At 66.2% G+C, this 26,446-nt stretch carries 21 protein-coding genes, 1 other RNA gene and 1 pseudogene; 8 read left to right on the top strand and 15 right to left on the bottom strand.

What is annotated here, in order from left to right; genetic code table 11:
• Positions 1-58: 58 nt before the first annotated feature.
• From murF to rsmH, 5 genes and pseudogenes are all read right to left on the bottom strand, one after another.
• Positions 59-1,436 (bottom strand): annotated as a pseudogene (gene murF / locus QA649_RS14090) (UDP-N-acetylmuramoyl-tripeptide--D-alanyl-D-alanine ligase).
• Entirely contained in the window at positions 1,433-2,905 is a 1,473-nt protein-coding gene (locus QA649_RS14085; RefSeq protein WP_283024717.1) for a UDP-N-acetylmuramoyl-L-alanyl-D-glutamate--2,6-diaminopimelate ligase, read from the bottom strand. The pseudogene murF and the gene QA649_RS14085 overlap by 4 nt, the downstream one beginning before the upstream one ends.
• Before the next feature lie 83 nt (positions 2,906-2,988).
• Positions 2,989-4,743: a penicillin-binding protein 2 gene (locus tag QA649_RS14080; protein WP_283024716.1), complete on the bottom strand. Its 1,755-nt coding sequence runs from the start codon at positions 4,741-4,743 to the stop codon at positions 2,989-2,991.
• Entirely contained in the window at positions 4,740-5,132 is a 393-nt protein-coding gene (locus QA649_RS14075; RefSeq protein WP_283024715.1) for a hypothetical protein, read from the bottom strand. Before QA649_RS14075 ends, QA649_RS14080 begins: the two co-directional genes overlap by 4 nt.
• 3 nt (positions 5,133-5,135) lie before the next feature.
• A complete protein-coding gene (rsmH, locus tag QA649_RS14070; RefSeq protein WP_283024714.1) occupies positions 5,136-6,125 on the bottom strand; it encodes a 16S rRNA (cytosine(1402)-N(4))-methyltransferase RsmH in 990 nt (329 codons plus the stop codon).
• 521 nt (positions 6,126-6,646) lie between these two features.
• Here rsmH and QA649_RS14065 point away from each other — a divergent pair.
• Complete coding sequence (locus QA649_RS14065) at positions 6,647-7,429, top strand: N-acetylmuramoyl-L-alanine amidase (RefSeq protein WP_283024713.1); 783 nt, start codon at positions 6,647-6,649, stop codon at positions 7,427-7,429.
• A 119-nt stretch (positions 7,430-7,548) separates the two neighbouring features.
• Here QA649_RS14065 and QA649_RS14060 read toward each other — a convergent pair whose 3' ends face one another.
• On the bottom strand, positions 7,549-8,781 hold the full coding sequence (locus QA649_RS14060; protein WP_283024712.1) for a sigma-70 family RNA polymerase sigma factor: 1,233 nt from the start codon (positions 8,779-8,781) through the stop codon (positions 7,549-7,551).
• A 22-nt stretch (positions 8,782-8,803) separates the two neighbouring features.
• Positions 8,804-9,157, bottom strand: coding sequence for a YciI family protein (locus tag QA649_RS14055; RefSeq protein WP_026311694.1), 354 nt, complete (start codon positions 9,155-9,157; stop codon positions 8,804-8,806).
• Positions 9,158-9,308: 151 nt separating this feature from the next.
• Between QA649_RS14055 and rnpB the strand changes: the two genes are divergently transcribed.
• Positions 9,309-9,786: RNase P RNA component class A (gene rnpB / locus QA649_RS14050), an RNA gene on the top strand.
• Between the two features lie 239 nt (positions 9,787-10,025).
• Here rnpB and QA649_RS14045 read toward each other — a convergent pair.
• Positions 10,026-10,454: a DUF983 domain-containing protein gene (locus tag QA649_RS14045; protein WP_283024711.1), complete on the bottom strand. Its 429-nt coding sequence runs from the start codon at positions 10,452-10,454 to the stop codon at positions 10,026-10,028.
• Positions 10,455-10,532: 78 nt separating this feature from the next.
• Here QA649_RS14045 and QA649_RS14040 point away from each other — a divergent pair, with 78 nt between their 5' ends.
• Positions 10,533-11,903: a PLP-dependent aminotransferase family protein gene (locus tag QA649_RS14040; protein WP_283024710.1), complete on the top strand. Its 1,371-nt coding sequence runs from the start codon at positions 10,533-10,535 to the stop codon at positions 11,901-11,903.
• A gap of 7 nt (positions 11,904-11,910) precedes the next feature.
• Here QA649_RS14040 and QA649_RS14035 read toward each other — a convergent pair whose 3' ends face one another.
• Positions 11,911-12,171 carry a hypothetical protein gene (locus QA649_RS14035; RefSeq protein WP_283024709.1) on the bottom strand — a complete coding sequence of 87 codons (261 nt, stop codon included), beginning with the start codon at positions 12,169-12,171 and terminating at the stop codon, positions 11,911-11,913.
• A gap of 243 nt (positions 12,172-12,414) precedes the next feature.
• Here QA649_RS14035 and QA649_RS14030 point away from each other — a divergent pair, with 243 nt between their 5' ends.
• The gene (locus QA649_RS14030) at positions 12,415-13,158 is read left to right on the top strand and encodes a sulfite exporter TauE/SafE family protein (protein ID WP_283024708.1); all 744 of its coding nucleotides are present in this window, start codon (positions 12,415-12,417) and stop codon (positions 13,156-13,158) included.
• A 30-nt stretch (positions 13,159-13,188) separates the two neighbouring features.
• Here the strand turns inward: QA649_RS14030 and QA649_RS14025 are convergent, their stop codons facing one another.
• The 4 genes from QA649_RS14025 to QA649_RS14010 all read right to left on the bottom strand — a co-directional run bounded on the left by QA649_RS14025 (position 13,189) and on the right by QA649_RS14010 (position 19,870).
• Positions 13,189-14,595, bottom strand: a complete 1,407-nt coding sequence (locus tag QA649_RS14025; RefSeq protein WP_283024707.1) for an MATE family efflux transporter — start codon at positions 14,593-14,595, stop codon at positions 13,189-13,191.
• Positions 14,596-14,662: 67 nt separating this feature from the next.
• The gene (locus tag QA649_RS14020; RefSeq protein ID WP_283024706.1) at positions 14,663-16,462 is read right to left on the bottom strand and encodes an ABC transporter ATP-binding protein; all 1,800 of its coding nucleotides are present in this window, start codon (positions 16,460-16,462) and stop codon (positions 14,663-14,665) included.
• A 481-nt stretch (positions 16,463-16,943) separates the two neighbouring features.
• Positions 16,944-18,527: a DHA2 family efflux MFS transporter permease subunit gene (locus tag QA649_RS14015; RefSeq protein ID WP_283024705.1), complete on the bottom strand. Its 1,584-nt coding sequence runs from the start codon at positions 18,525-18,527 to the stop codon at positions 16,944-16,946.
• 29 nt (positions 18,528-18,556) lie between these two features.
• Positions 18,557-19,870, bottom strand: a complete 1,314-nt coding sequence (locus QA649_RS14010; RefSeq protein ID WP_283024704.1) for an HlyD family secretion protein — start codon at positions 19,868-19,870, stop codon at positions 18,557-18,559.
• A gap of 197 nt (positions 19,871-20,067) precedes the next feature.
• Here QA649_RS14010 and QA649_RS14005 point away from each other — a divergent pair, with 197 nt between their 5' ends.
• Positions 20,068-20,703: a TetR/AcrR family transcriptional regulator gene (locus QA649_RS14005; protein WP_283024703.1), complete on the top strand. Its 636-nt coding sequence runs from the start codon at positions 20,068-20,070 to the stop codon at positions 20,701-20,703.
• Between the two features lie 54 nt (positions 20,704-20,757).
• A complete protein-coding gene (locus QA649_RS14000) occupies positions 20,758-21,099 on the top strand; it encodes a DUF6665 family protein (protein ID WP_283024702.1) in 342 nt (113 codons plus the stop codon).
• A 111-nt stretch (positions 21,100-21,210) separates the two neighbouring features.
• Here QA649_RS14000 and QA649_RS13995 read toward each other — a convergent pair whose 3' ends face one another.
• A complete protein-coding gene (locus QA649_RS13995) occupies positions 21,211-22,419 on the bottom strand; it encodes an extensin family protein (protein ID WP_283024701.1) in 1,209 nt (402 codons plus the stop codon).
• Between the two features lie 333 nt (positions 22,420-22,752).
• Positions 22,753-23,169, bottom strand: coding sequence for a DUF2147 domain-containing protein (locus QA649_RS13990; RefSeq protein WP_283024700.1), 417 nt, complete (start codon positions 23,167-23,169; stop codon positions 22,753-22,755).
• A gap of 588 nt (positions 23,170-23,757) precedes the next feature.
• On the opposite strand from QA649_RS13990, the gene QA649_RS13985 reads away from it, so the two are divergent.
• Together QA649_RS13985 and QA649_RS13980 are read left to right on the top strand one after the other, a co-directional pair.
• Positions 23,758-24,522: a DUF2147 domain-containing protein gene (locus tag QA649_RS13985; protein ID WP_283024699.1), complete on the top strand. Its 765-nt coding sequence runs from the start codon at positions 23,758-23,760 to the stop codon at positions 24,520-24,522.
• Positions 24,523-24,833: 311 nt separating this feature from the next.
• Positions 24,834-26,267, top strand: coding sequence for a FecR domain-containing protein (locus QA649_RS13980; RefSeq protein WP_283026025.1), 1,434 nt, complete (start codon positions 24,834-24,836; stop codon positions 26,265-26,267).
• The last annotated feature ends 179 nt before the right edge of the window (positions 26,268-26,446 follow it).

Genomic DNA, 26,446 nt, shown 5'->3' with positions numbered 1-26,446 from the left:
CTCAATGGACGGCTTGATGCCGCAAACGGTGGATTGGGAACTGCGCCTTCCAAGCAGTTTACGCCTTTGCCTGCAAGGCGGCCACTAGGCCCGGCACAAACTTGTTGACCCAGAACATCTTCTTGCTGCCCTTGACAACCACGACATCGCCTGCCTGCAGCAGGCTTGCGACCTCACTCGGCTTCAGCGTGGCGGGATCGTCGTGCCAGCCGAGGCCCTTGCCTGATGGCAGCACGTCATAGAGGTTGCGCATCAGGGGACCGACGCAATAGACGCCGTCGATGCCGTCGAGATGCTTGGTGAGGGCGGTGTGGTAGCTTGGTGCGTCGTCGCCCAGTTCCAGCATGTCGCCGAGTACCGCGATGCGGCGACCGCCCGTCATGTGGCGTGCCTGCAGGCTTTGCAACGCAGCAGCCACGCTGGCCGGATTACCGTTGAAGCTGTCGTCGATCACGGTGATGCCGCCGACCGCCTGCTCGACGCCGCGGCCGGTCATGATGCCGACGCGGTCGAGCTTGATCGCGAGCGTCGCCGGATCGAGGTTGGCGGCGCGGATCGAAGCGAGCGCGGCGAGCGCATTCTGGACGCGGTGCGGCGCGCCCGGCGTCAGGCTGAAGGCGATCTCCTTCTTGCCGATCATGGCCACGACCTGCCAGCTCTCGCCGTGCGGCGCATGCGCGACCTCGTGCACCTCGGCATGCTCGCCGAAGCGCACCACCTTGCCCTTCCACTCCGACGCCTTGATCCCGGCGGGCAGCACCAGCACGCCGTCCTCGGGCAGGCCGACGGCGATCGACACCTTCTCGCGCCTGATAGCTTCGAGCGAGCCGAGCTTTTCCAGATGCACCGGCTGGACATTGACGACCAGCGCGACCGTCGGCCGCGTCAGTTCGCTGAGCCGCGCGATTTCCCCTCGCTGGTTCATGCCCATCTCGACGACCCACAGGCTGGCATCTGCCTTCGCATTGCACAGCGTCAACGGCACGCCCCAGAAATTGTTGAAGCTGGACGGGCTGGCATAGGCGTTCGGATAGGCCGCCAGGAATTCCTTGGTGCTGGTCTTGCCGGCGCTGCCGGTGAGGCCGATCACCGGCCCGTGGAAGCGCGCGCGTGCGGCGCGCGAGGCCCCAGAGGCCATCGATCAGCGTGTCCTTCACGACGATCTGGGGAATGCGGATGCCCGCGATCTCGTGCGGCACGATCATCGCGACCGCGCCTGAGGCTTCCGCCTTGTCGGCGAACTCCCAGCCGTCGCGCGCGCTGGCGAAGGCCGAGATGAAGCCGCCGCTCGGCGTGCCGCTGAGCGCGACGAACAGGCTGCCCGGCTTCACCAGCCGGCTGTCCTGGGTGACGAAGTCGATCGGCGTGTTCGGAAACGATCCGGCGGCGCCCAGCGCACGCGCGACCTCGGCAACCGTCCAAATTGGCGCGCTCATGCAATCCTCGACGCTAATGCGGCGGCGACCGCCTCGTGATCACTGAAGGGCAGCACTTCGCTGCCGACGATCTGCCCGGTCTCATGGCCCTTGCCGGCGATGAGGAGCGCATCGCCGTTCTCCAGTTCCTCGATCGCGATGCGAATGGCCTCGGCGCGGTCGCCGATCTCGCGCGCGCCTTTCGCCGCGGCGAGGATCGCGGCACGGATCGCTTCCGGCTCCTCGCTGCGCGGATTGTCGTCGGTGATGATGACGCCATCTGCGTTCTCGGCCGCGATCCCGCCCATGATCGGGCGCTTGCCGGCATCGCGGTCGCCGCCGGCGCCGAACACGACGATAAGCCTGCGCTTCGCATAGGGACGCAGCGCCTGCAGCGCCTTCGCCAGCGCATCGGGCTTGTGCGCATAGTCGACGAAGATCGGCGCGCCGTTGCGCTCGCCGACGCGCTCCAGCCGCCCCTTGGCGCCTTCGAGATGCTCGAGGCTGGCGAATACGCTTGCGGCGTCGCTGCCGGTTCCGATGGCAAGACCAGCCGAGACCAGCGCATTCTCGATCTGGAACTCACCGACCAGCGGCAGCCGGATCGCGTAGCTCTTGCCGCGATGCTCGACCGTCAGCTTTTGCGAAAAGCCCTCGACCACGGCCTCGGTGAGACGGATGCCCTCGCCTGCTCCGTCGCCGTTGCGCCCGACCGCCATGACACGCAGGCCGCGCGACGTCGCCGCCTCGATCGCCTCCGCCGAGCAATCATGATCGGCCGAGATCACGGCAGCTCCGTCAGGCGGCACAAGCTCGCGGAACAGCCGGAGTTTTGCCGCGAGATAGTGCGCGACGGTCGGATGATAATCCATGTGGTCGCGCGAGAGATTCGTGAAGCCGCCGGCGGAGACGCGCACGCCGTCAAGGCGATATTGGTCGAGCCCGTGCGAGGACGCTTCGAAGGCGAGATGCGTGACGCCTTCGCGCGCGATCTCATCGAGCTGCCGGTGCAGCGCGATCGGATCCGGCGTCGTCAGCGAGCCGTAGACCGTGCGCTTGGACGAGACGAGGCCGATGGTTCCAATGCTGGCCGAGGCCTGCCCGAGCCGCTCCCAGATCTGCCGCGTGAACGCGGCGACCGAGGTCTTGCCGCTGGTGCCGGTCACTGCCGCAATGGTCGCGGGCTGCGCCGGGAAGAACCTTGCCGCCGCCAGCGCCAGCGCGCGACGCGGATTGGCGACGGCGACGAACGGCACCTTGCTGGCGGACGGCGCGTGATCGCCGACCACGGCGACTGCGCCTGCGTCAATTGCGGCATCGATGAAGCGGGCGCCGTCGGTCTTGCTGCCTGCCAGCGCGAAGAAGAGGTCGCCGGGCTTGACCACGCGGCTGTCGAGCGCAACGCCGGTCACCTCGAGCGCCGCGACGGCGGGCTCGATTGCGGCATCATTGCCCAAAACATCCTGACCTATGAGGTCGCGCAGCTTCATGGTCTTCCAGTCGACACGCCGCGCCGGAGAGCCGAATCGTCAGGAAAAGCCGAATCAGCACCGGCGATGGCCACTCCGGTTGATTACTGGGTTGTCCTGGATGCTGCAAGAATAAGGCGCTCGGACGGCGGCAGGTCGAACCGCGGCTCGACGCCCAGAAGCGGCGCAATCCGCTCGATCACCTTGCCCCCGGTCGGCACCGCGTTCCAGCCCGAGGTGATGAAACCCTTCGTCTCAGGGATCGCCTGCGGCTCGTCCAGCATCACCAGGATCTGATATTTCGGATCGTCGCAGGGCATGATCGCGGTGAACGAGTTCAGCACGCGCTTCTTGGCATAGCGGCCGTTGATGACCTTCTCGGACGTTCCGGTCTTGCCGCCGACGTAATAGCCCTTGATGTCGGCGGTCTTGGCAGTGCCGATTTCGGCATTGAGCCGCATCAGGAACCGCATCTTGTCGCTGGTCTCCGGCTTGATGACGCGCTTGGCTAGCGCCGCGGCTTCCTCGGGGGTCCGCTTCATGAAGGTCGGCGGAATCAGATAGCCGCCGTTCACCAGCGAGTTGATACCCATCACCGCCTGGAGCGGCGCCACCGACATGCCTTGGCCGAATGCGATGGTCACCGTATTCAGCTCACCCCAGCGCCGCGGCACCAGCGGCGCCGCGCTCTCCGGCAGCTCGGTGCGCAGGCGCGTCAGCTGGCCCATCTTGGCGAGGAACGCCTTGTGCGCCTCGACGCCCTGGCCGAGCGCGATCCGCGCGGCGCCGATGTTGGACGAGTAGGTGAACACTTCCTTGGTATTGATGAAGCGCCCGAGCGGATGGCTGTCGTGGATGGTGAACTTGCCGTAGTGCAGGTTTCCGCGTGCATCCCACGACGAGTTCAGGTTGATCTTTCCGGAGTCGAGCGCCATCGCCAGCGTGAACGCCTTGAAGGTCGAGCCCATCTCGTAGACGCCGGTGGTCAGGCGATTGATGCGGTCAGGGTCGTGCGCTTCCTTCGGATTGTTGGGGTCGAAGTCCGGCAGCGAGACCATCGCGACGATCTCGCCGGTCTTGACGTTGGAGACGATGCCGGAGGCGGCCTTGGCGTGGAACTTGTCCTTGGCCTTGAGCAGCTCGTCGCGCAGCGCGTGCTCGACGCGCAGGTCGATCGAGAGCTCGATCGGCTTCTGCAGCCGGTCGGTTGCGAAGCCGGCGCGGTGGAGATCGGCGAGGCCCTGATTGTCGAGCCACTTCTCCATGCCGGCGATGCCCTGGTTGTCGATGTTGACGAGACCGATGAGGTGGGCGACCTCGTTGCCGGTCGGATAGACGCGCTTGTTCTCGCGCAGGAAGCCGATGCCGGGAATGCCGAGCTTGTGGATGTCCTGCTGCTGCTTCGCCGTGACCTCGCGCTTGAGCCAGACGAAACCCTTGCGCGTCCTCAGGCGCTCGCGCACCTCGGCCTCGTCGAGGTCGGGCACGGTGGCGGTCAGAAGCTCGATCGCCTCGTCCTTGTCGATGATGCGGCGCGGCTCGCCGAAAAGGCTCGAAGCCTTGACGTCGGTCGCGAGGATCGCGCCGTTGCGGTCGACGATGTCGGGACGCGCGGTCGCGACCACCTCCTGCGACGCCGCGCGGCGCGCACTGTGCGCGTCGGCACCGATCGCGAACATCACGAGCCGGCCGCCGATCAGGGCGTAGACCGAGGCGAAGGCGAGCATCGCGAGACCAACGCGTGCGCGCGCCTTGGCCGCGCGATCGACATTGCGCCCGTAGAGCAGGCTGCGGATCAGCCGCTGCCGCCAGGGTTCGGTCGGCTTTTCGGTGGGCTTTGCAGGCGTTGCCGGGCTCATTGCTTGTCCTCGGGCCGAGGCACGGAGCCCGTCACGGTGTCAGGATCGCTCGCAGCTTCAATGGTGTTGAGCATGGCCCCGATCGGGTCGGGCTCGCCGGGCCTGAACATCCGCGGCGGACGCTCGGGCAGATTCTTCAGCGAGTCATATTGCGTGCCGTTGACCGGCTTGAGCGGCAGATGCCGCTCGGACAAGCCCTGCAGGCGCAGGGGCGCATCGAGCTTGGCCCATTCGGAGCGGAGCGCGGCGATCGCATCGCGCTGCTCGCGGATCTCCGCATGCAGCCGCAGCACCCTCTCGGTGCGCGCGGTGGAGTCCATCTTGATCCGGTAGACATAGGCCGCTGCGAAGATCAGCGCGCCGATGACGAGGAGGTGGATGATGCGCATGCGCTAGCCTCCCCTCATCACGTCGGAGAGTTTTGGCCAGGGCGAGGACTCATCGTCCTTGTGCGCAGGCGCATCTGTGCGTTCCGCGGCGCGCAGCTTGGCGGAACGCGCACGCGGATTGTTCGCGACTTCGTCTTCGCCCGCGACTACGGGGCGTCGGGTCAGCAGCTGGAAGCTCGGCGCAGCCTGCGCCATCTCCGGAAGATGCCGCGAGCCGCCGCCGGTCTTCGAGCGTTCGCCAAGGAAATTCTTGACGATGCGGTCTTCCAGCGAATGGAACGAGACGACGACGAGACGGCCGCCGGGCTTGAGCACGCGCTCGGCCGCCGCGAGCGCGGTCTGGAGCTCGTCGAGCTCTTCGTTGACGAAGATGCGCAGGGCCTGGAACGTCCGCGTCGCGGGATGGATGTCGCCGGGCTTGGACCGCACGATCCTGCCGATGAGATCGGCGAGCGCGCGCGTCGTCGTGAACGGCGTCTCCTGCCGGTCGGCGACGATGGCGCGGGCGATGCGGCGTGACTGCCGCTCCTCACCGAGCTGATAAATGATGTCGGCGAGATCGCCTTCCGAGGCACGCGCGACCACGTCGGCCGCGGTCGGCCCCGTCTGTCCCATCCGCATGTCGAGCGGGCCGTCGAGGCGGAAGGAGAAGCCGCGGCCGGCCTGGTCGAGCTGCATCGAGGACACGCCGACATCCATCACGACGCCGTCCACGCCATCGATGCCTTGGGCCGCGCAAACTTCTGCAAGATTGGAGAAGCGGTCCTCGACCAGCGTCAGCCGGCCCGTGGCGCGCGCGACAAGCTCGGCACCGCCTGCGATCGCGGTGCGATCACGGTCGATCGCGATCAGCCGGGTTCCCGGTACGTCGAGGATGGCGCGGCTATAGCCGCCGGCGCCGAAGGTGGCGTCGACATAGATGCCGCCAGCGCGCGGGGCGAGATGATCGATCGCCTCGCGGCCGAGCACGGGAATGTGAGGAGCGGTGCTCATGCGCCACGCCTTCCAGCACAAGGCCTGCCGAACGACCAAGCCAGATCGGGGGCGAACCAGCCCATAACGCCTCGAATGATTCCGCGTCGCGGCGGTTCCACGACCAAGCCCCAGTCCAACATGGTTACCGAGCCCGGCCGTCCCGGGCGCCAAACCCAGAGTTCCCAGTGGAATTTGTCGGGCAGCCATGGGATTTCGAGCCAAAATACGCTTTGGCCGCCTCCGGACGCGGGTCGGCTCTTCATCCCTCAGTAACGGCCCTTAGCGTTAAGAAAGCGTTGATCGGCTCGTTACAAGTCGAAAAGGTGAGGCGATGGTGATGCCTCATCCACACACCTGTTCAAAATGCATCCGTTAACCGCGTCGCGCGATTGCGCACGGCGGAGGGTAAAGGAATAGTAAAGAGAAGGGCTTGGCCCACTCTCCTGTTCCGACTTGAGCTGCCTATGTCGTCCGGTTCGCCGTCTGGATCTGATTCGAAGCGTCAGCGCGTCCTCCCGGTTCCCAAGGCCGCGGCGAACATGCGCACGTTCGAGCCGGATTCCTCGATCGTCTCCGACATCATCCCTTCGCCCAACCATGGCGAGCGCAACAAGGGACGGCAGGTGGACATGATCGTGCTGCACTACACCGGCATGCCCGACGTCGAGGGTGCGCTGGCGCGGCTGTGCACGGCGGGGACGGAAGTATCGGCACATTACGTCGTGCTGGAGGACGGCCGCATCGTGCAATGCGTGCCCGAGGCCAAGCGCGCCTGGCACGCCGGCGTCTCGTCCTGGGCCGGCGAGGACGACGTCAATTCCTGCTCGATCGGCATCGAGATCGTCAATCGCGGTCACGACTGGGGCTATCCGGAGTTTCCGCTGCGCCAGATCGCGGCCGTGATCGCGCTGTGCCGCGGCATCATGCTTCGCCGCAAGGTACCCGCGCACCGGGTGCTCGGCCATTCCGACGTCGCCCCCGCGCGCAAGAAGGATCCCGGCGAAAAGTTTCCGTGGCATTCGCTGGCCAATTCCGGCGTCGGTCACTGGGTCACGCCCGCACCGGTCGTGCGCGGCGAGACACTGATGCTCGGCACGATCAGCGATGCGGTGCTGAGCATGCAGCAGGCGCTCGCAAAGTACGGCTATGGCGTGCCGCTGAACGGCAAATACGACGCCGCGACGATGGAGGTCGTCACCGCCTTCCAGCGCCATTTCCGCCCGGCGCGGCTGGACGGTGTCGCGGATCACTCGACGCTCTCGACCTTGCAGGCGCTGCTGGCGAGCCTGCCGCAGGATGGGACGACGGTCGCGTCGAAGTGACGGCGGCAGCCGCACACTCCGTCATTGCGAGGAGCACTTGCGACGAAGCAATCCAGACCGTTTCCACCGAGCCAGTCTGGATTGCTTCGCTACGCTCGCAATGACGGAGTGTGTGGCGACTACCCCATCTCCCTCATTCGCCGCGCATAGAGCCGCCGCAACGGCTCCAGCTGTGTCGCAGCCGTAGCGGCAACATAGGCGGCCGTCGCCTCTTCCTTCCGCCCTAACCGCCGCAACAGATCCGCGCGCACGGCCGGCAACAGCTCGTAACCGTCGAGCCCGCCGCGCGCTGCAGTCGCATCGACGAGATCGAGCGCGCGTGCCGGGCCGTCGACCATCGACACCGCCGCGGCGTGGTTCAGTTCGATCACCGGCGACGGACTGATGCGCAGCAGCACCTCGTACAGCCCTGCAATCTGCGGCCAGTCGGTCGCATCGAAGCTCGGCGCGCGCGCATGCAGCGCAGCGATCGCGGCCTGCACCGCATAGGCTTGCGGCCGGCCGGACATGCGTAGCGCCTCGTCAACCAGACGCAATCCCTCTTCGATCTGCGCGCGATCCCACAGCGTGCGGTCCTGCTCTTCGAGCAGCACGATGTCGCCGGCCGACGTCTCGCGCCCGGCGCGGCGCGCATCATGCAGCAGCATCAGGGCGAGGAGGCCCTTGACGCCGCCGCGATCGGGCATCAGCCGGTCGAGCAACCGGCCAAGCCGGATGGCTTCGACAGCGAGATCCGGCCGCATCAGGTCCGCGCCCGAGGTTGCGACATAGCCTTCGGTGAAGACGAGATAGATCACGGCGAGCACGCCATCGAGCCGCGGCGCCAGCGCCTCGCGTTCCGGCACCTCATAGGGAATGCCGGCAAGCCTGATCTTCTGCTTGGCGCGGACCAGCCGCTGCGCCATCGCCTCCTCGCCGACGAGGAAGGCGCGCGCCACCTGCGCCGTCGACAGCCCGCAAACGGTGCGCAGCGTCAGCGCGACCCGAACCTCGGGCGCGAACGCGGGATGGCAGCAGGTGAAGATCAGCCGCAGCATGTCGTCGTCGAGTGTTGCCGGTGGCTCGTCGGGCCCCAGCGCGTTGAGCTCGAGCTCATGCACCAGCGCCTGCTGCTTGCCGCGGAAGACGGCCCGGCGGCGGATGCGGTCGATCGCCTTATTGCGGGCGACATTGACCAGCCAGGCGCGGGGATTGTCAGGGATCTCGCACGCCGCCCAACGCTCCAGCGCGACCGCGAACGCGTCCTGCAGCGCGTCCTCGGCAAGATCGAAATCGCCGACGAGGCGGATCAGCGTGGCCAGCGCCCGCCCCGCCTCGTCGCGGAAGATGGTTTCGATTTCGCCGGGGGTCATGCGCCGACGCGCGGCTTCGCCGTCACTTGTCGTACACCCAGATCGGCCGCACCTCGATCGATCCGACGCGCGCGCTGGGAATCCGCGCCGCGATCTCGATCGCCGCATCGAGATCCTTCGCCTCGATCAGGTAATAGCCGCCGAGTTGCTCGCGCGTCTCCGCGAACGGTCCGTCGGTCGTCAATGTCTTGCCGTCGCGCACGCGGACGGTCGTGGCGGTGGTTGTCGGCCGAAGCCGGTCGCCGGCCTTGAAATTGCCGTTCCGGATGATGGATTGCGTAAAGGCCTCATACTCCGCCGACATCTTCTGGGTGGTTCCCGTGTCAACCTTCGCGTACTCGACCTCGTTCTGGTAGATCATCAGCAGATACTGCATCGCTTCACTCCTGTTGTTCGGCTGTGTCGCCGACATCCAGTCGAACGGGGCGCGCTCCAAACGACATCTTCAGGATAAATTATTTTCGAGAACGCGTGCGCGACGATCTCGGCTTGACGGAACCGTCACAAATGCTCCATGCGTAACCCCGTCAGTCGGCCGGACGGCCGCTCCGGCAGGTGCCGAAAGGCCGCCGGGGAGGAAAGTCCGGGCTCCCTTGACATGCGGTGCCGGATAACATCCGGCGGGGGCAACCCCAGGGAAAGTGCCACAGAGAACGAACCGCCCGCCTTCGCCCTTTGGGCTTCGGCGCGGCAAGCCCTCGGGCCTGCCGTGCCGTAGCAGCGCAAGCTGCGTAGGCAGGTAAGGGTGAAAAGGTGCGGTAAGAGCGCACCGCGGCGCCGGCAACGGGGCCGGCATGGTAAACCCCACCGGGAGCAAAACCGAATAGGGACGGCGTAGCGGGCTGTTCGCGAAAGCGATAACGCCGCGGGGCGATGTCAGGCCCGCCGTCCGGGTAGGTTGCTCGAGGCCATGTGCAAACATGGTCCCAGAGGAATGGCCGTCACGTATCGTTCGCGCAAGCGGGCGGTGCCCTACAGAACCCGGCTTACAGGCCGGCTGATGTCTTGCAACGAGGGGTCCGATGCCAGCGCATCGGGCCCCTCACCATTTGGGCTCCACCGCGCAACCATTCAAATGGTGTCATTCCGGGGCGTGCGAAGCACGAGCCCGGAATCCATCGCGCGGCAGTGTCGGTGGATGAATGGATTCTCAGATGCGCAATTGCGCATCGTAGTTCGTGCTGCGCGCGCCCCGGAATGACGGCTGTGTAACGGCCGCGCGCGATGTAAACGCTGCGGCGGCTTCAGGCCGCGCGCGTATTCACTTTTGCGAGGACGAGCGCACCGGCCTCGCGCCGCAGCTTGCTCGCCTCGAAGCCATGCATGCCGAGCTGCCATTGCAGGCCGACGATGGCGCCCTTGGTCGGTTGCAGCAGCGCGAGCGAGGCGAACAGCGTCACCGGCAGCCACACCGCCAATTGCAGCCAGACCGGCGGCGCGTAGGCGGTCTCGATTGCGAGGATCGCAGGCACGACGAGGTGGCCGACCACGACCATCACCAGATAGGCGGGAAAATCATCCGCGCGCTGATGGAACAGCTCTTCGCCGCAATGATCGCAAGCCTCGGCGACTTTCAGGAAGCGTCCGAACATATGTCCTTCGCCACAGTTCGGGCACCTGCCCAAGAAGCCGCGCCACATCGCCTTCGCCAGAGAGATTGAACCGGTCGCCATGACCACACCTCTTCCTTTTTGATGATCCATACAATAATCTCTTGTATCCATACATTCAAAGAATATGGCCTAAATTGCATGGACTGGACCCCTACAATCTCGGAGCTGAGCGGGCCGCGGTATCGGCGCATCGTCGAGGCCATGGAGGCCGACATCGCCGCCGGCCGGCTCGTGCGCGGCCAGCAGCTGCCGACACAGCGCGCGCTGGCAAAGGCGCTCGGGATCGACCTCACCACCGTGACGCGCGCCTATACCGAGGCGCGGCGCCGCGGCATCACGGAGGCCCGGGTCGGACAGGGATCGTTCGTGTCGGAGACCAGCGCGCGCCGCGCGGTCGACCTGCCGCATCCGGTCGCGATCGACCTCTCGATGAACGTGCCGCCGCATCCGCTCGAGGCACAGCTCGACGAGCGGATCATCGCCGGGATGGAAGCCCTCCGCGCGCAATCGGGCCTGACCGCGTTCCTGAACTACCAGCCGCCCGGCGGCAGCGCGCATGAGCGCGAGGTCGCGGCGCGCTGGATGCGCGCACGCGTCCCGCACGCGCATGCTGACAGGCTCGTGATCTATCCCGGCGCGCAGACGATCCTGTTCAACCTGCTCGCCCATCTCACGCGGCCTGGCGACATCGTGCTGACCGAAGCGCTCACCTTCCCCGGCATCAAGGCCGCCGCCGCGCGGCTCGGCGTCAAGCTCGTCGGCGTCGCCATGGATGACGGCGGCATCCTGCCCGAAGCGCTGGAAAAAGCCTGCCGCACGCACAGGCCGAAGGCCGTCTATCTCATTCCGACGCTGCACAATCCGACCACCGCGACGCTTCCTCCTGAGCGCCGCAGCGCCATCGCCAAGATCATCCGCGATGCCGATACGACCCTGATCGAGGACGACGCCTACGGGCTGCTCGATCGCTCGGCATCGCCGATCGCGAACCTCATTCCGGAGCGGACGTATCTTGCAACCACGCTGTCAAAATGCATCGCGCCGGCGCTGCGCGTCGCCTATCTGGTGACGCCCGACAACGCTGCGCAGCAAGAGATGCGCGCCTCCTTGCAAGCGACGGTGCAGATGCCAGCACCGTTGATGGTCGCTCTGGTGACGCACTGGATCGAGAGCGGCATTGCCGATCGCATCATCTCCGCCATTCGCAACGAGGCGGTCGGCCGCCAGCAACTCGCGCAGCGGGCTCTGAAGGGATTTGAGTTCCTGGCCAAACCCGCCGCCCACCATCTGTGGCTACGATTGCCGGAGAGCCGGCCCGATGTCGCGGCGTATCTGCTGCGCAATGGCCTCGCGATCGTCGCCGGCGATGCCTTCACCGTGGACGGAACAGGGCCGCGCGCGGCGCGCGTCTCGCTCGGCGCGGCGCGCAACAGGGCGGAGTTGACCGAAGCGCTGCGCATCCTGGTCGGCGCGCTGCACAAGCCCGCCGACACCAGGCAGATCGTCTAGACTCCTCTTATTGATGGTGACGGCGATGGCGCGGGCGAACGACCGGTGCAACGGCTGCGGGATAAGCCGCATAGGCCTCGCTCGGGACCACTGTCTCGCCACGGGCCGCGCGTCCCGCGGGCGTGAGCTGGCCGCCATTGAGCACATCGCGGTCGGGATGCGCGGCCTGATAGGCGGCGGGCTCGGAAAACTGTGCCTGCGCCAATGTCGGCGTCAGGGCGGCGGCCGACAACAATGCGGCCGCAACGGCAATGTTCACGCGGGTCATGATCACGCTCCATCATCTCGTCAGGGACGGTGCGGCATGACGCCCGGCAGGCCCCCAGGATCAAAGTACAGGCGTCATGTAGGAGCCTCCCAGGCGAACGCTCGCCCCTGACCCTCCCTTGGGGATCACGCTTGCGTGCGGTTTTGAAATTGACCTGCCCGGCCGCATCTGTGCTATGCGCCAGATGACGCTCAAAAGCGGCGATCGAAGCTGGGCATCGCCGCTAACAACAGGAAATGATTGGTGGAAACGTCCACTTACGCGCTGCTGCTGTTCGGCGCGCTGGCCGGCGGCTTCGTCTCGGGCCTTGCCGGATTCGGCACCGCGCTGATGGCGCTCGGGATCTGGCTCTACGTCCTGCCGCCCTCGCTCGCGGTGCCGCTGGTGCTGATCTGCTCGGTGATCGCGCAGACCTCGACGCTGCCGTCGATGTGGAAGAGTTTTGATCTTTCGCTGGTGTGGCCGTTCCTGATCGGCGGACTGATCGGCGTGCCGCTAGGAACCATGATGGTCGCTTCCGCAGATCCGAAAGTGTTCAAGCTGAGCGTCGGCGTGTTGCTGCTGATCTTTTCGACGGCGCTCTATCTCAACAAGCGGCCGCTCGCCTTCAAGTTCGGCGGCCGCATCGCCGACGGCGCGATCGGTTTTGCCGGCGGCATTCTGGGCGGGCTTGCCGGACTGTCCGGGCCGCTGCCGATCCTGTGGGCGAACATCCGCGGCTGGAACAAGCACGAGCGGCGCGGCATCTTCCAGCTCTTCAATTTCACGGTGCTCGCCACCGCGCTGGTGTTGCAGACGGCGTCCGGCCTCGTCGCCCTCAAGGTGGTCTGGCTCGCAGCTGTCGCCTTTCCGGGCACGCTGATCGGAGCCTGGGCCGGCGCGCGCGTCTACCACGCGCTGAACGACAAGCATTTTGGCGATGTCGTGCTAGGCCTGCTGTTTCTGTCGGGCCTCACCCTCGTCTGGAACAGCGTTGGCGCGCACTGACGCGCACGCCAACACAACAATCAGCCGTCGCTACGCCGGTGCGCGCGCGGGAGGCGCTTCAGGCTCAGCCTCCATCTGCGCCGGAACCTCGGGGTGCCGCAGTGGCGCCAGGCGCTTGCCGAACTCGCGGTGCAGCAACCACACGCTCAGCCCGGCCTGAAGCGTCGTTGTCGCGATCGACAAATACCAGACATGCTCCATCCGAAAGCCCGGCCACGTCGAGAGCCAGATCGACGGCAGGGAATAGCTGAGGACCCGCATTGCCGAAGTCACCAGCACGGGCTTGGTGTTGCCGAGCCCCTGGAACATGCTGGACGTGGTGAAGATCAGCCCCTGCGCCACCATGTTGAACGAGACGATGCGCAGAAAGAGCGACGCAACTGCCATCGTCTCTCGATCATTCGAGAAGCCGGCAAGCAACAGACCTGGCGCGAGCTGCGCGAGCATCAGGAGGACAGTCATCACCGCGGTCGCGACAAGCGCCGCCTTGACAAAGGTCTCCCGCACGCGCGCACCATTGCCTGCGCCGAAATTCTGACCGGCGATGGGTCCCGCAGCCAGCGCGACGGCGAGCGCAGGCATCTGGATTAGGCCGAGGAGACGCGTGCCGATACCAAATCCGGCCTGCGCCGCCGGGCCGAAAACGCTCAGCACATAATAGCCCACGGCCATGATGATGAAGACCATAACGAACTCACCGCCAGCGGGCAGGCCGACATTGAGGATTCTCTTCCACTGCCGAAGCTGAGGCCGCCATTGCGCGGGATGAAAGGCGACGTAACGCTCCAGCTTCAGGAAATACGCGAGCAGCATCAGCACCCCGATGAAGACGGCAATCGAGCTTGCTAGGCCGGCCCCGGCGACACCGAGCGGATGCCCCGTGCCCCAGCCCGAGATCAGGATCGGCGCGAGCGCAATGTTGATGCCCACCGCCAGCGCCTGCACCAGCATGCTCGGCCGCACGATGCCGGTCGCCCGCAACGCGGACGCCATCACTTGCGTCGCGAATTGCAGCGCCAGTGCCGGCATGAACCAGAGCAGATAGACGGTGCCGGCTTTGACTGTTGCCTCGTCGGCCGCAACCGCGCGCATATAGGGACGCGACAGCACGAAACCCGCAACCAGTGTCAGCAGCCCGAACAGCACCGACAGGACGGCCGACTGGTTGAACACCAGATTGGCATCGTCACGGTCCTTGCGGCCCACGGCATGCGCCATCAAGGCAACTGTACCGACGCCGAGCACCTGCATCAGGGCATTGACGAGGAAGCCGGCGTTGCCGGCCGCGGCGACGCCGGCGATCGCAGCCTCGCCCAGGCTCGAGACGAAGTAGAGGTCGACGAGCTGGCAGATCATGATCGTGATCATGCCGACCACGATCGGCGGTGCCATGCTCAGGATGTGGCCCACGATGGAGCCGCGCGTCAGGTCTTTCATGTCAGTCCAATCCAGCCCAATCCTTCGCGGCCTGCGGACGTTCTCCCTCGTCCGCCGGCCACGCGCGTCATTCCGCTGCTGCGATCTGCCCGAGCTCCACCACCTGGCGCTCGAACAGGCCGCGATAGATTCCCCCCGGCTTGCCCGCGAGCAGGGCATGCGTGCCCTGCTCGACGATCTCGCCGCGGTCGAACACCAGGATCCGATCGAGGCTCCGCACCGTCGACAGCCGGTGCGCGATCACGATCGAGGTGCGGCCTTTCATCAGCCGCTCCATCGCCTGCTGGATCAGCGCCTCCGATTCCGAATCGAGGCTCGACGTCGCCTCGTCCAGGATCAGCACCGGCGCGTCCGCCAGGAACGCGCGCGCGAGCGCCACGCGCTGCCGCTCGCCGCCCGACAGCTTTACGCCGCGCTCGCCGACCAGCGTGCCGTAGCCCTTGGGCAGGCGCAGGATGAAGTCGTGCGCATTGGCGAGCCGCGCCGCCTGCTCGATCGCCTCGAGGCTGGCGCCGGGCCGGCCATAGGCGATGTTCTCGGCGAGCGAGCGGTGAAACAGGATCGGCTCCTGCTGCACGATCGCGATCTGGCTGCGCAGCGATTGCTGCGTCGCCAGCGCGATGTCCTGCCCGTCGATCAGCACGCGACCATCGGTGACGTCGTAGAGCCGCTGCACCAGCTTGACGAAGGTGGTCTTGCCGGAGCCGGAGCGGCCGACCAGGCCGACGCGTTCGCCGGCACGGATCGTGAGCGACAGGCCGTCATACAGCGGCGCGCGATGGCCGCCATAATGGAACGTGACGTCGTCGAACACGATCTCGCCGCCCTCGATCGCGATCGGCCGGGCGCCCGCGGCATCGACAATCCCGATCGGCTCGTCATGGATCGCCACCAGCTCGTCCATGTCGTTCACCGCGCGCTGCAGGTTGTTGATGTGCATACCCACGTCGCGCAAATAGGCGTGGATGACGTAGTAACTCGTCAGCACATAGGTGACGTCGCCGGGCGAGGCATGCCCCGAGATCCACAGCAGCACCGAGCCGCCGATCACCGAGGCGCGCAACGCCAGCAGCAGCGCGAGCTGCGCCATGGCCGTGTAGTTGTAGCGGAACCAGGTCCGCCGCACCCGCACGCGCCAGCGGTTGACGACACGGGCGAGCCGCGCGTCCTCCCGCGCCTCCGCGCCGAAGGATTTCACCACCGCGTTGCAGGTCAGCGCGTCAGCCAGCGTGCCGCCGACCTTGGTGTCCCAGGCATTGGAGATGCGCGCGGCCGGCGCGATGTACCGGGTCGAGAACAGCACGGTGATGGCGACGTAAAACAGCGCTCCCACCGCGATCACCGCGCCGAGCGACGCCCAGTGCAGGCCGATTAGGACCACAGAGCCGATCAGCACCAGCAACGAGGGCGCCAACGCCATCAGGATGGTGTCGTTGAGCAGGTCGAGCGCCCACATGCCGCGCGTGATCTTGCGCACGGTGGAGCCGGCGAAGGCGTTGGCGTGCCAGTCGGTCGAGAAACGCTGCACGCGCATGAACGCGTCCTGCGCCACCTCCGTCATGGTCTTCAGCGTGAACGGCACGATCGCCTGGAGACCGATCAGCCTGAGCACCACGGAGGCTGCACCGAGCGCCACGATGGCGCCGAATGCGGCCAGCGCGGCGTGGCGCGCATCGGGGTCGGACGAGCCGCGCGTCAACGCATCAACCAATTGTCCGGAGAAAACCGGCATGAACAGGTCGGCGACGGTCGCGCCCAAGAGGCCGCCGGCGACGATCAGCGTACGCCCCGGCTGCTTCAGCCAGTGCTTGAACACGAAGGGCAGCACCACGCGTATCGCCGCGGGCTTTTTTGACAAAGCGGTCATGGCATCATCCGGCCGCTTCGCGCGGGCCGGCTCCATCGATTGACGCAAGTCGGCCCGAAGGCCGCGACGGCGTCACGTAAGACTGATTTTGACTTGGGAAGCGGAGCGATCGGGACGCCTGGTCGAAACCTTGGCCCAATCGAAGCTGGCGGAAGAGGCCTCTAACAGGCCGCGTACATACCGAACCAGAAGATCATCGAGCGCGGGCGTACGATCTGCGAAAGCGACGAAATCATGCAAATCTCCCCGGTTCGATTGAATGAGGTGCGCTTTATAGATGTGCCGCGGGCGATTTGCAACGGGGCCCGCGCGAGATCACGGATGAGTGTTGCAATTTGGTGCGGGGTGTCGCCTCCCACTCCGCCGTCATTCCCCGCGAAGGCGGGGAATCCAGTACGCCGCGGCCCATCGGCTCACTCACAACTGTCTCGGCGTACTGGGTCGCCCGGTCAAGCCGGGCGACGACACCGAGTGTGCGGCGTCAATGCGCGTCGCCGCCGCCGGTCATCGAAGCCGGCTTGTTCAGCAGTGTCACCAGCAGGCTGAGGCCGAGATAGAAAACCGTCAACACGAAGAAGGCATCGCCAAAGCTCATCACCACGGCTTGGCGGTGCACGATCTGGCTGAGCTGCTTCATCGCCATCAGCGTGGAATCGCCGAGCCCCTGGAATTTCTGCTGGAGCATGGTCAGGGTCTCGGTCGCGGTGGCATTGCCCCAGGTCACGCGCTCCTGCAGGCGCGTGATGTGCAAATCGGTGCGGTCGTTCAGCACCGTGTTGATGACGGCGAGGCCCACCGCGCCGCCGAGGTTGCGCATCAAATTGAACAGGCCGCTCGCGTTCTTCACCCGGTCTGGCGCCAGCGTGCCGAGCGCGATGTTGTTGGTCGGCACCATCGCGAACATCATGCCGACGCCGCGCAGGATCTGCGGCACCAGCAGCTCGTAGAAATCGTAGTCGCGCGTGATCCAGGTCATCTGGTACGAGCCGATCGCGAACACGACGAGGCCGAACGCGATCATGTAGCGCATGTCGATCTTGACCATGAGCCGGCCGACCAGCGGGGCGACCAGGAACATGGTGATGCCCGAGACGAACATGGTCTCGCCGATCATCAGCGCGCTGTAGCCGCGCACCTCGGCGAGATAGCGCGGATAGATGTAGGTCAGGCCGTAGAGACCGATGCCGATGCAAAACTGCAGGACGCAGCCGATCGCGAAATTGCGGTTGGAGAAGGTGCGCAAATTGACGATCGGCTCGGCCGCGGTGAACACGCGCCAGAAGAAGGCGATCGCCGAGATGGCGCAGATCCAGGCGCAGATCGCCACCGAAGTGTCCTGCATCCATTCATATTGCGGACCTTCCTCCAGCACATATTCCAGCGTGCCGAGGAAGCCGGCCATGAACAAGAGGCCCCACCAGTCGAAGCGGTCGAGCAATTCGAAATGCGGCTCGTCGAAATCGACCAGCGCGAGAACGCCCAAGGTGATGCCGATGCCGGGCACGACGTTGATGAAGAACAGCCAGTTCCATGACATCAGGTCGGTGATGTAGCCGCCGACGGTCGGCCCGATCGTGGGAGCCAGGGTCGCAACAAGCCCGATGATGGGACCGACGATGTGGAATTTCGTGCGCGGGAAGACGGTGTAGGCCGAGGCGAACACGGTCGGGATCATGCCGGCGCCAAGGAAGCCTTGCAGCGCGCGCCAGAGGATCATCTCCTCGATCGTCGTTGCGAAGCCGCAGAGCAGGCTCGAGGCGGTGAAGCCGGCCGCCGAGATCGCGAACAAGAGCCGCGTGCCGAAGGCGCGCGACAGGAAGCCCGACAGCGGGATCGCGATGACCTCGGCGATCAGATAAGCGGTCTGGACCCAGGAGACTTCGCTGGAGCTCGCCGACAGGCCGGCCTGGATTTCGCTGAGGGACGCCGAGACGATCTGGATGTCCAGGATCGACATGAACATCCCGAACACCATGATGATGAACGCGAGCAGCCGCTTCGGCGCGATGCGCTCCGAAGCGGGGCTCGCCATCATGGCGGGTGAAGCGGTCGTGGCGTTGGCCATGGTCTGACCTCGCAGCGCTCGGGTTCTGGCTACTGCGGATGGATCATGGTGGGATCGTCGAGATCGACCTCGCTGTCGGCGTCGGCGGCGCCCTTGTTGGTGTCGACGGTGGCGTAGACCGACATGCCGGCGCGGAGCAGGTTCTGCTTCGCCACCGATTTCGGCACGCGGATGCGGACCGGCACGCGCTGCACGATCTTGGTGAAATTGCCGGTGGCGTTGTCGGGCGGCAGCAGCGTGAACACCGAGCCTGCGCCCGCCGCGATGCTGTCGACCACGCCGGAGAACTTGCGCATGCCATAGGCATCGACCTTGATCGTCACCGGCTGGCCGGGACGGATGCGCTTGAGCTGCGTCTCCTTGAAGTTGGCGTCGATATAGACGTCGTCGAGCGGCACGACGTTGCCGAGCCGCTGGCCGACCGCGACGAAGTCGCCGGCATTGACCAGGCGGTTGGAGAACGTGCCGCCAACCGGCGCGCGCACCGCGGTGAAGGCGAGATCGCGCTCGGCCTTTGCGAGCGAGGTCTTGAACTCGGCGAGCTGCGCCTGCGCTTCGGCCTGCTGCGCCTTGGCGACATCGACGTTGCTGACCGCGACGTCATAGGCGGCCTGCGCGGCCTTGACGGCGGCGGCGCCCTGGTCGCGTCCGGCTTCCGAGCTCTCGAAAGTGGCGCGCGAGGCAAAGCCCTTGCTGCTCAGCGCCTGCTGGCGCTCATAGTCGAGGTCGGCGCGCTTGAGGCCGGCTTCGGCCGAGACGAGCTGCGCCTTGGCCTGGGCGACCTGGCTGTCGAGGGCTGCGACCTGGCGGCCGATACGATCGATCGTCGCCTGCTGGGTCGCGATCTTGGTCGCCGCGGCATCGACTGCGATCTTGTAGTCGCCATCGTCGATGCGGAGGATGATGTCGCCGGCGCGCACCGTCGTGTTGTCGCCGGCAAGGATCGAGGAGATGTGGCCGGCAACGCGCGCGCCGAGCATGGTGTTGTTGGCGCGAACATAGGCGTCGTCAGTGGAGATATAGAAGCGGCCAACCAGCGTGTAATAGCCGGCATAGCTCGCGGCCGCGAGCGCCAGCACGAGACCGACGCCCATCAGCACGAATTTGCGCTTGCCGGACTTCGGCGCGCCGCCTGCGGCGGGCGCGTCCGGCGCTGGGGCCGGTTTGTCCGTTACGGGCTTCTCGGGCGCCTCGCTGCGGCGCTTGGTTTCCTCGGCGACGTGGGAGCGCAACTGCTCGGCGAGGGCCGCAGGCGTCTCGGCCGCAGCCTCGTCGTTCGCCGACATCGTCTCCACCATGTCCTGGCGAATGACGCGCGCAGCCTGGTCTCTCGATACGGCCATAAAGGCCTCCCCAAAAAAAGCGCGACCAAGGACCGCCGCCTCGCGGCCAGTTCCCTCTCGCTCATTCCAAATATCATTGACCGAACCGTTCGGTCAATATAGATAATATTACCGGGTCGGGACCCTACTGGCCCGAATCCTTTATTTGCGTTTCACAGGTCGGCACCTCGTCCAGAAACTTCCGAGACCCTGAACCAATGGTTGTAGCTGCCAGCGAACATCTGCACGTCATCCAGGAGGAGGACAGCTCCAAGCGCCGCCAGATCCTCGACGGGGCCCGCAAGGTGTTCATGGATCTCGGTTTCGACGGCGCCAGCATGGGCGAGATCGCGCGTTCCGCGCAGGTCTCCAAAGGCACGCTCTACGTCTACTTCGCCGACAAATGCGCGCTGTTCGAAGCCATCCTCGAGCAGGAAGCGCTCCAGCACGGCCAGGTCGTGTTCAATTTCGATCCGGTGCGCGATGCCGAGACCACGCTGAAGGAGTTCGGCCGGGCCTACATCCACCTGCTGTGCCGGCCCGGCGGCGGATCAGCGATCCGGACCGTGATGGCGATCGCCGAGCGCATGCCTGATGTCGGCCGCCGCTACTATGCGCGGGTGCTGGACAAGACCATCAACCGCCTCTCCGATTGTCTCAAAATCCATGTCGCCTCCGGCGATCTCAGGATCGAGGATTGCGACCTCGCAGCGTCGCAGTTCATGGAGCTGTGCAAGGCCTCGCTGTTCCTGCCCTTCGTGTTCCAGGCCGCGCCCGCGCCGTCGGAAGAGCGCATGACCGAAGTGGTCGACAGCGCGACGCGGATGTTCCTGGCGGCGTACCGGGTCAAGTAGCGGCAAGCGGGCCGCGCGTTGCGCGGGCCCGTCTCACGGCACTATATTTGAGGCATGTCCCGTGATCTTCGCCCGCCTGTCGATATCCTCCATTACGAGATCGTCCAGGAACAAGCTTCGGCGCTTGGACGGATGGGCCGCACGCTCGAACAGGCGCTGGCGCGTTTGCGCGAGTTCGACGCCGCCCACGCTGCCACGCCGACTGCGGCCTCGATGCAGCCGGCGAGGCGCAAGCTGGTGCTGGAAGCCGGCCAGGCCCTCTGGATGTTCGTGGTGCAACGTGAGGCGACGGGCCTGCGCGACAGCCGCCACATCATGCGCACCTACAACGTCCCGGCCGAGGTGCAGCGCTGCATGGGGCTGGCCCCAGCACCGTCGAAGCAGGGATCGAAATGATTTTCCAGCTCCGTAGAGCTGCGCGATCATAGCCCGCATGGAGCGAAGCGGAATGCGGGGACGCTTTTCCTGGATTGCCCTTCGCTGCATCCGGGCTACGGGCAAACCCGCCTAATCGTCAGCGTACTCGTCCTCTTCCTGCTTCCGCGTGCTCTTGCGCGTACCGAGCGAGCCGGTGACATAGGGATCGCGCCTGCCGGCGTAGGGATTGCGCTGCTGGGCGCGGCCGGCGACCTCTTCGCCCGACACCGCGGCGGGCTGGCAGATCAGGCGGCGGCTGGCGCGGCGCATCAGATCGACGTGGATGTGATCGTAGTGATAGACGTTCGAGCCCGGCGCCAGCACCGTGGTGAAATGCGCACACGCGCCCGACTGCACGTCGCGCAAAAAGCCCTGCTCTTCCGGCATGCCGCGCCAGCCGTCCTTCACGGTGACGCGGCGCCCGTCGGCGAGCACGAAGGCGGAGATGTCGAGCGCGTTGCCGAAGGCGTGCTCGGAGATGTGGGCGTGCGAATTGCCGTTCATGCCTCGGCAGGAATAGGCCGAGATCTGCTTGATCTCGGCGACGCGGACGCCGAACCAGCGCATTGCCGAGGGCTGCACGGTGTCGGCGAGCCAGCGGTCGAGTTCCGACACGATCGGACAGGCGAGCGTCGCGGTCGGCTTGATCGCGACGGGGCCGACGGCGGTGACGGGATTGCCCTGCGCCGGACCAAGGCGCGGCAGCGGCTGCTGCGCCGGCGGCTGCGAATAAGGTGCCGGACCGGGCTGCCGCGCCGGATAGCTCGGCGCATTCATGTAGCGCGCCGCGCCGGCGGCATCGGTGCCCTCGGGCGGCAGGTCGATCTCGTCTTCCTGCGGCGCGACGCCGGGCGCGTTCAGCGACATCGGGCCGGAGGATGCACCATAACCCGATGGCTGGCGCACCGCGCTCTCGGGATAGTTCGGCCGCTGCGGATAGGACGATGCCGGATAATTCTGGCTCTGCGGGTAGTTCGACTGCGGCTGCACTGGCCAGCGCGGCTGGTTGCCGATGCTGCCGGGCGGGCGCAACGCCTCGTCGGCAAAACCGTAGCTGCTGGAGGCTTCGCCAATGGCGGCGACTTTCAGCGGATACTCGGCGCCGCACATGCCGGGCCCCGAGATCGGGTCGATGCGGACGATGTCCGCGCTCTCTTTCACGGCGCCCGATTTCAGGCACGCCGCTTCGGCCTCGGCCCGCCATGGTTCACGTTCGGCCTGGAAGAAGCCGCGTCCGCAACCCGCTAGCGAAACAAGGACGATGGAGCCGACGAGATACAAACGAACTCCGCGCGTCATGCGCGCACGTTCGGTGAATTTACTTAAAGACTCTTCAACACGTTGATTTCAGTGTTCTTTAACCATACCGGGCGCGGCAGCGCCGACGGCTGCTGATGACGAGCGACAGCGAGGCTGACTTTTTCGAAAAGAGACTTTCTGTTAACCATAAGGGCTGCGCGCCAAACGGCGCGCATGGAGGGCCGACCTCATGACGTTCGCCGGGAGACTGAGCGTAGTCACCGCGTACCTCGCCATCGCCTTTGTCGGCGCCATCGTGCTCGGCATGATCTAGCATCGATCAACCACATCGCGGCCGCTTACCCTCCCCCTACAGGGGAGGTAAGAAAAACGCTACGACCGCGCGCTCCACTGCTGCGACGAGGTCACCACCTTCTCCTGCTGCTCCTCCACGCGCGCCCAGTCGTTGCCGGAGCACCAGAAGCGGCCGATCGCGCAGGCCTCGACGTAAAGCCTGCCGGAGCTCTTCAGCGTCATCCTCGCATAGTAGGTGTTGCCGCTGGAGCGGCTGTAGATGCTGCCGGTCCATACATTGTGCGTCTTCGGCTTCATGTTGACGAGCACGCTCTCGCCGCGGCTCGACGTCTCGGTGAGCGCAAAGCCGCACAGGGCCGGGCCGCACCGCTCGATGCGGACCGTGCTCTTGGCACCTAGGCTTTCCCACTCACCCAGCGGCAAATAGGTCGCCTCGCCGTCGCTACGCTTCGCGATCGTTGTGGCCGGCTTGCTCTCGGGCCTCGAGGCAAGCACCGGCGCCTCAACTCTTGATGCCTCGAGTCTTGGCGCCGATGGCGGCACAACGGGCTGCGACGTCGTCGCGGCAAGGACGGGAGCGGTCGACACCGGTGATGGAGCAACCACAGCTGGCTGCGGCGGCCGGATCGGAACGGCCGGAGTGACCGGCTGCGGTGCCCTTACAATCGGCGCGGGCGCAAGCGACGGGGCCGGTATCGTGTTGGCCTCTTCCCTCGGCCGAAGACTGCGGCTGGACACCGAAACACAGGAGGCGGATCGGCAATTCCTGGACGCCTCGATATGGAACCGGTGACCGCCGATCGAGAAGGCGTAGGAACCGGCCTGGGCCGCGGGCGCCATCGCTGTCAGTACGATCAATAGGCCAAGCGAAGTCGCAAACCGCTGCATCGGCGCCTCCTCATGTCGCGACGAGGTTACGCGGGACGAGCCGGGGCTGAATGTGCGCTGCCTCACCCAGACGCGCGCGCCAGCCGTTGTGACGTCCGTCACGGACGGCGGGACCGGCCCGGCCTAGGGTCGAACCACGCTTCATCCACCAGCGACTTCAGTCCATCTCGGGACCGCGCCATTTCGGAGGTTGTCATGAACAAGCTCACCATCGCCGCTACCGCGCTCTTCCTCGCTTCGACCGCCGCTGCGCATGCCGGCAATTCGATCTCGTTCCAGATCGAGGGCCAGCACATCCGCATCGAGACACCGCGCAACTGCGCCTCGCTCGATTGCGTCACCATCGTTGCGCCGGGCCTGTCGGACAAGCCGATCAAGCTGAACAACATCAACCTCAAGGGCCTCGGCGGCTCCAAGGATGATGACGTCGACACCACGCCGCCTCCGGCTACGACCACCCAGCCCGCACCGGCTCCGGTGCAGCAGCAGCCCGTGCAGCAGGCGCCGGTTCAGGCGACCGCACCGGCAGCCCCCGTTGTTGCTCCTGCCGCGCCCGCGCCGACCGCCGCCGCCGCGCCGTCCGTCGATACGGCGGCGCAGCCCGCGCCCGTTGCGGCCCCCGCTCCTGCCTATGTGCCCGCTCCGGCTCCCGTCGCCGCCGCGCCTGTGGCGGCCCCGAACTCGCCGATCGGCGTCTGGGCGACCGAAGAGAACAAGGGCAATGTCCGCGTCGAGCAGTGCGGTGCCAATCTCTGCGGCTACGCCCAGAAGACCAACGAGCGGATCCTGATCAACATGAAGCCCGACGGTGCGAAGTGGAGCGGCCGCATCCACGATCCCGACTCCGGCCGCAACTACGACTCCACGATCGCGATGAAGGGCCCGAACGCACTGCGCGTGCAGGGCTGCGCCTTCGGCGGCATGTTCTGCGGCGGCCAGACCTGGAAGCGCGTGAGCTGACGCGCGGAGCGCGTCATCCCTATTGCGCAATTGCGCAATGGGGGCGATGCGCAGCATCGAACTATGGTGCGCAATTGCGCACCTGAGGATCTCGCGCGGCAGAGTCCTACGACAAGTTCGCGATTCCGGGTTCGCGCTATCGCACGCCCCGGAATGACTGCCAAAAGTATAGCGCCACGTCCCTCACCGAACGTGACGTCTGAACGTTCGCCCTTCCCCTGTGACAGACGTTCATCCGCCATTCAGCCTCATGCGGCTGATATCGGCCCGATCTCGCCTCGCGTTCTCACCGGGACATCCTCGTGACTTCAATGGTGGCTTGGCGCCGCTCCGTGTTCGCGCTCGTGCTGCTGGCCTTGCCGGTGGCCGGCAGCAGCGTGGCTTTCGCATCCGATGCGATCGAGCTTGCGCAGGCACAGCCACAGGCTCAACCGGCGCCCGCACCTTCACCGACGCCATCCGCTTCGCCAACACCGGCGCCGGACTCGCAATCCACCGCCGTCGAGCCGATCGGCAACGTTGCGACCGTGACGGGGATCGCGACCGTGATCCGCGACAAGAACTCGTATCCGCTGCGGGTGCGCGACGACATCTATCTCAACGACGTCGTGCAGACCTCGTCGAACTCCTCGCTCGGCATCACCTTCAACGATGCGACCACGTTCAACCTCTCCGCCAGCGCCAGGATCGCCATCGACAATTACGTCTATGAGGACGGCGGCAAGCAGAACTCGGCGATCTTCGACGTCGGCAAGGGCACCGTCGCCTTCGTTGCGGCTGCGGTGGCGAAGACCGGCGACATGAAGATCGCGACGCCGACTGCGACGCTCGGCATCCGCGGCACCACCGGCGTCGTCGACGTGCCCGAAAACGCGACCGCGAACACTGCGAACAACGTCAACATAAAACTCTATCCCGACGCCGACGGCCGGGTCGGCCACATCGAGGTCAACGACCGCAGCAGCGGCGCGCGGCTAGGCGCGCTGACACAGGCCGCGAGCGGCTTTGCGATCCGGCCGGGCGCAGCCACGGCCGGCGGCATGCGTTTTGCGGCCGTGCCGATCGCGATTCCCGCGCAGCAGATCGCACGCGACCGCGGCTTCGTCAGCCAGGTGCATCTGGCCCAGACCACGGGCCGCCAGATCGTGACCGAGCAGCGCGACTTCCGCCGCGCCAATCCGGCCGCGATCAGCCGCATTCCGCGGCCGACGCAACCGCCGCAGCAGCAGCAATTGCGGCCGACGACGGCGCCGGGCCAACAGCGGCCGAACGGCCAGCCCGGCCAGAACAACCGTCCGGGCCAGCAGCAGCCGGGCACGCCGGGCCGGCAAGGAACACAGCCGCCGCAGCGGCAGGGCCAGGGTCAACAAGGCGGCGCGGTGCAGCCGGGTGGCCAGCGCGCGGGTCAGGGTCAGCAGCGTGGCCAGCAGCAAGGCGCCGGACGTCCGGGTGCACCGCGCGCTGGACAGGGCACAGCGCCCAACGGCACGCCGCAAACCCAGCCGCAACGCGGCGGACAAATTCAGCCTGGAGGAGTCGTGCCGCCGAAGCCGAGCGCGACGCCGCAACCCAGCCCGCAGCCGCAAGCGCCGCGCACCGGCACGCAGCCGGGTCAGCCACCTGCGGCTCAGCAGCCAGGCAGCATCCAGCGCCAGGGCGGATTCCAGCAGCGACTCCCCGCCACGCAGCGCCCTGCGGCTCCGCGCAAACCCGCGCCTGCTCCGAAGGACAAGGAGCGGCGGTGACCTTTGAGCAACCAGCGACATAAGTAACAGTTCAGCGCGGTGGCTGCTTCCGCAACGATGGTGCGAGTGAAGCGCTTCTCTGTCTCCTCTCCGTCATTGCGAGCGCAGCGAAGCAATCCAGAATCTTTCCGCGGAGGGACTCTGGATTGCTTCGCTGCGCTCGCAATGACGGCTTAGAG

The sequence above is a fragment of the Bradyrhizobium sp. CB1717 genome, assembly GCF_029714325.1.
Taxonomy (GTDB): domain Bacteria; phylum Pseudomonadota; class Alphaproteobacteria; order Rhizobiales; family Xanthobacteraceae; genus Bradyrhizobium.
Note: the sequence above shows the minus strand (reverse complement) of the source record. Positions and strands in the feature narration are given on the sequence as shown.

Excerpts from the sequence above, each read along its gene's own strand:
- QA649_RS14085 (WP_283024717.1), bottom strand. The coding sequence starts at position 2,905 with ATGAAGCTGCGCGACCTCATAGGTCAGGATGTTTTGGGCAATGATGCC.
- QA649_RS14080 (WP_283024716.1), bottom strand. The coding sequence starts at position 4,743 with ATGAGCCCGGCAACGCCTGCAAAGCCCACCGAAAAGCCGACCGAACCC.
- QA649_RS14075 (WP_283024715.1), bottom strand. The coding sequence starts at position 5,132 with ATGCGCATCATCCACCTCCTCGTCATCGGCGCGCTGATCTTCGCAGCG.
- rsmH (WP_283024714.1), bottom strand. The coding sequence starts at position 6,125 with ATGAGCACCGCTCCTCACATTCCCGTGCTCGGCCGCGAGGCGATCGAT.
- QA649_RS14065 (WP_283024713.1), top strand. The coding sequence starts at position 6,647 with ATGCGCACGTTCGAGCCGGATTCCTCGATCGTCTCCGACATCATCCCT.
- QA649_RS14060 (WP_283024712.1), bottom strand. The coding sequence starts at position 8,781 with ATGACCCCCGGCGAAATCGAAACCATCTTCCGCGACGAGGCGGGGCGG.
- QA649_RS14055 (WP_026311694.1), bottom strand. The coding sequence starts at position 9,157 with ATGCAGTATCTGCTGATGATCTACCAGAACGAGGTCGAGTACGCGAAG.
- QA649_RS14045 (WP_283024711.1), bottom strand. The coding sequence starts at position 10,454 with ATGGCGACCGGTTCAATCTCTCTGGCGAAGGCGATGTGGCGCGGCTTC.
- QA649_RS14040 (WP_283024710.1), top strand. The coding sequence starts at position 10,533 with ATGGACTGGACCCCTACAATCTCGGAGCTGAGCGGGCCGCGGTATCGG.
- QA649_RS14035 (WP_283024709.1), bottom strand. The coding sequence starts at position 12,171 with ATGACCCGCGTGAACATTGCCGTTGCGGCCGCATTGTTGTCGGCCGCC.
- QA649_RS14025 (WP_283024707.1), bottom strand. The coding sequence starts at position 14,595 with ATGAAAGACCTGACGCGCGGCTCCATCGTGGGCCACATCCTGAGCATG.
- QA649_RS14020 (WP_283024706.1), bottom strand. The coding sequence starts at position 16,462 with ATGACCGCTTTGTCAAAAAAGCCCGCGGCGATACGCGTGGTGCTGCCC.
- QA649_RS14015 (WP_283024705.1), bottom strand. The coding sequence starts at position 18,527 with ATGGCCAACGCCACGACCGCTTCACCCGCCATGATGGCGAGCCCCGCT.
- QA649_RS14010 (WP_283024704.1), bottom strand. The coding sequence starts at position 19,870 with ATGGCCGTATCGAGAGACCAGGCTGCGCGCGTCATTCGCCAGGACATG.
- QA649_RS14005 (WP_283024703.1), top strand. The coding sequence starts at position 20,068 with ATGGTTGTAGCTGCCAGCGAACATCTGCACGTCATCCAGGAGGAGGAC.
- QA649_RS14000 (WP_283024702.1), top strand. The coding sequence starts at position 20,758 with ATGTCCCGTGATCTTCGCCCGCCTGTCGATATCCTCCATTACGAGATC.
- QA649_RS13995 (WP_283024701.1), bottom strand. The coding sequence starts at position 22,419 with ATGACGCGCGGAGTTCGTTTGTATCTCGTCGGCTCCATCGTCCTTGTT.
- QA649_RS13985 (WP_283024699.1), top strand. The coding sequence starts at position 23,758 with ATGAACAAGCTCACCATCGCCGCTACCGCGCTCTTCCTCGCTTCGACC.
- QA649_RS13980 (WP_283026025.1), top strand. The coding sequence starts at position 24,834 with ATGGTGGCTTGGCGCCGCTCCGTGTTCGCGCTCGTGCTGCTGGCCTTG.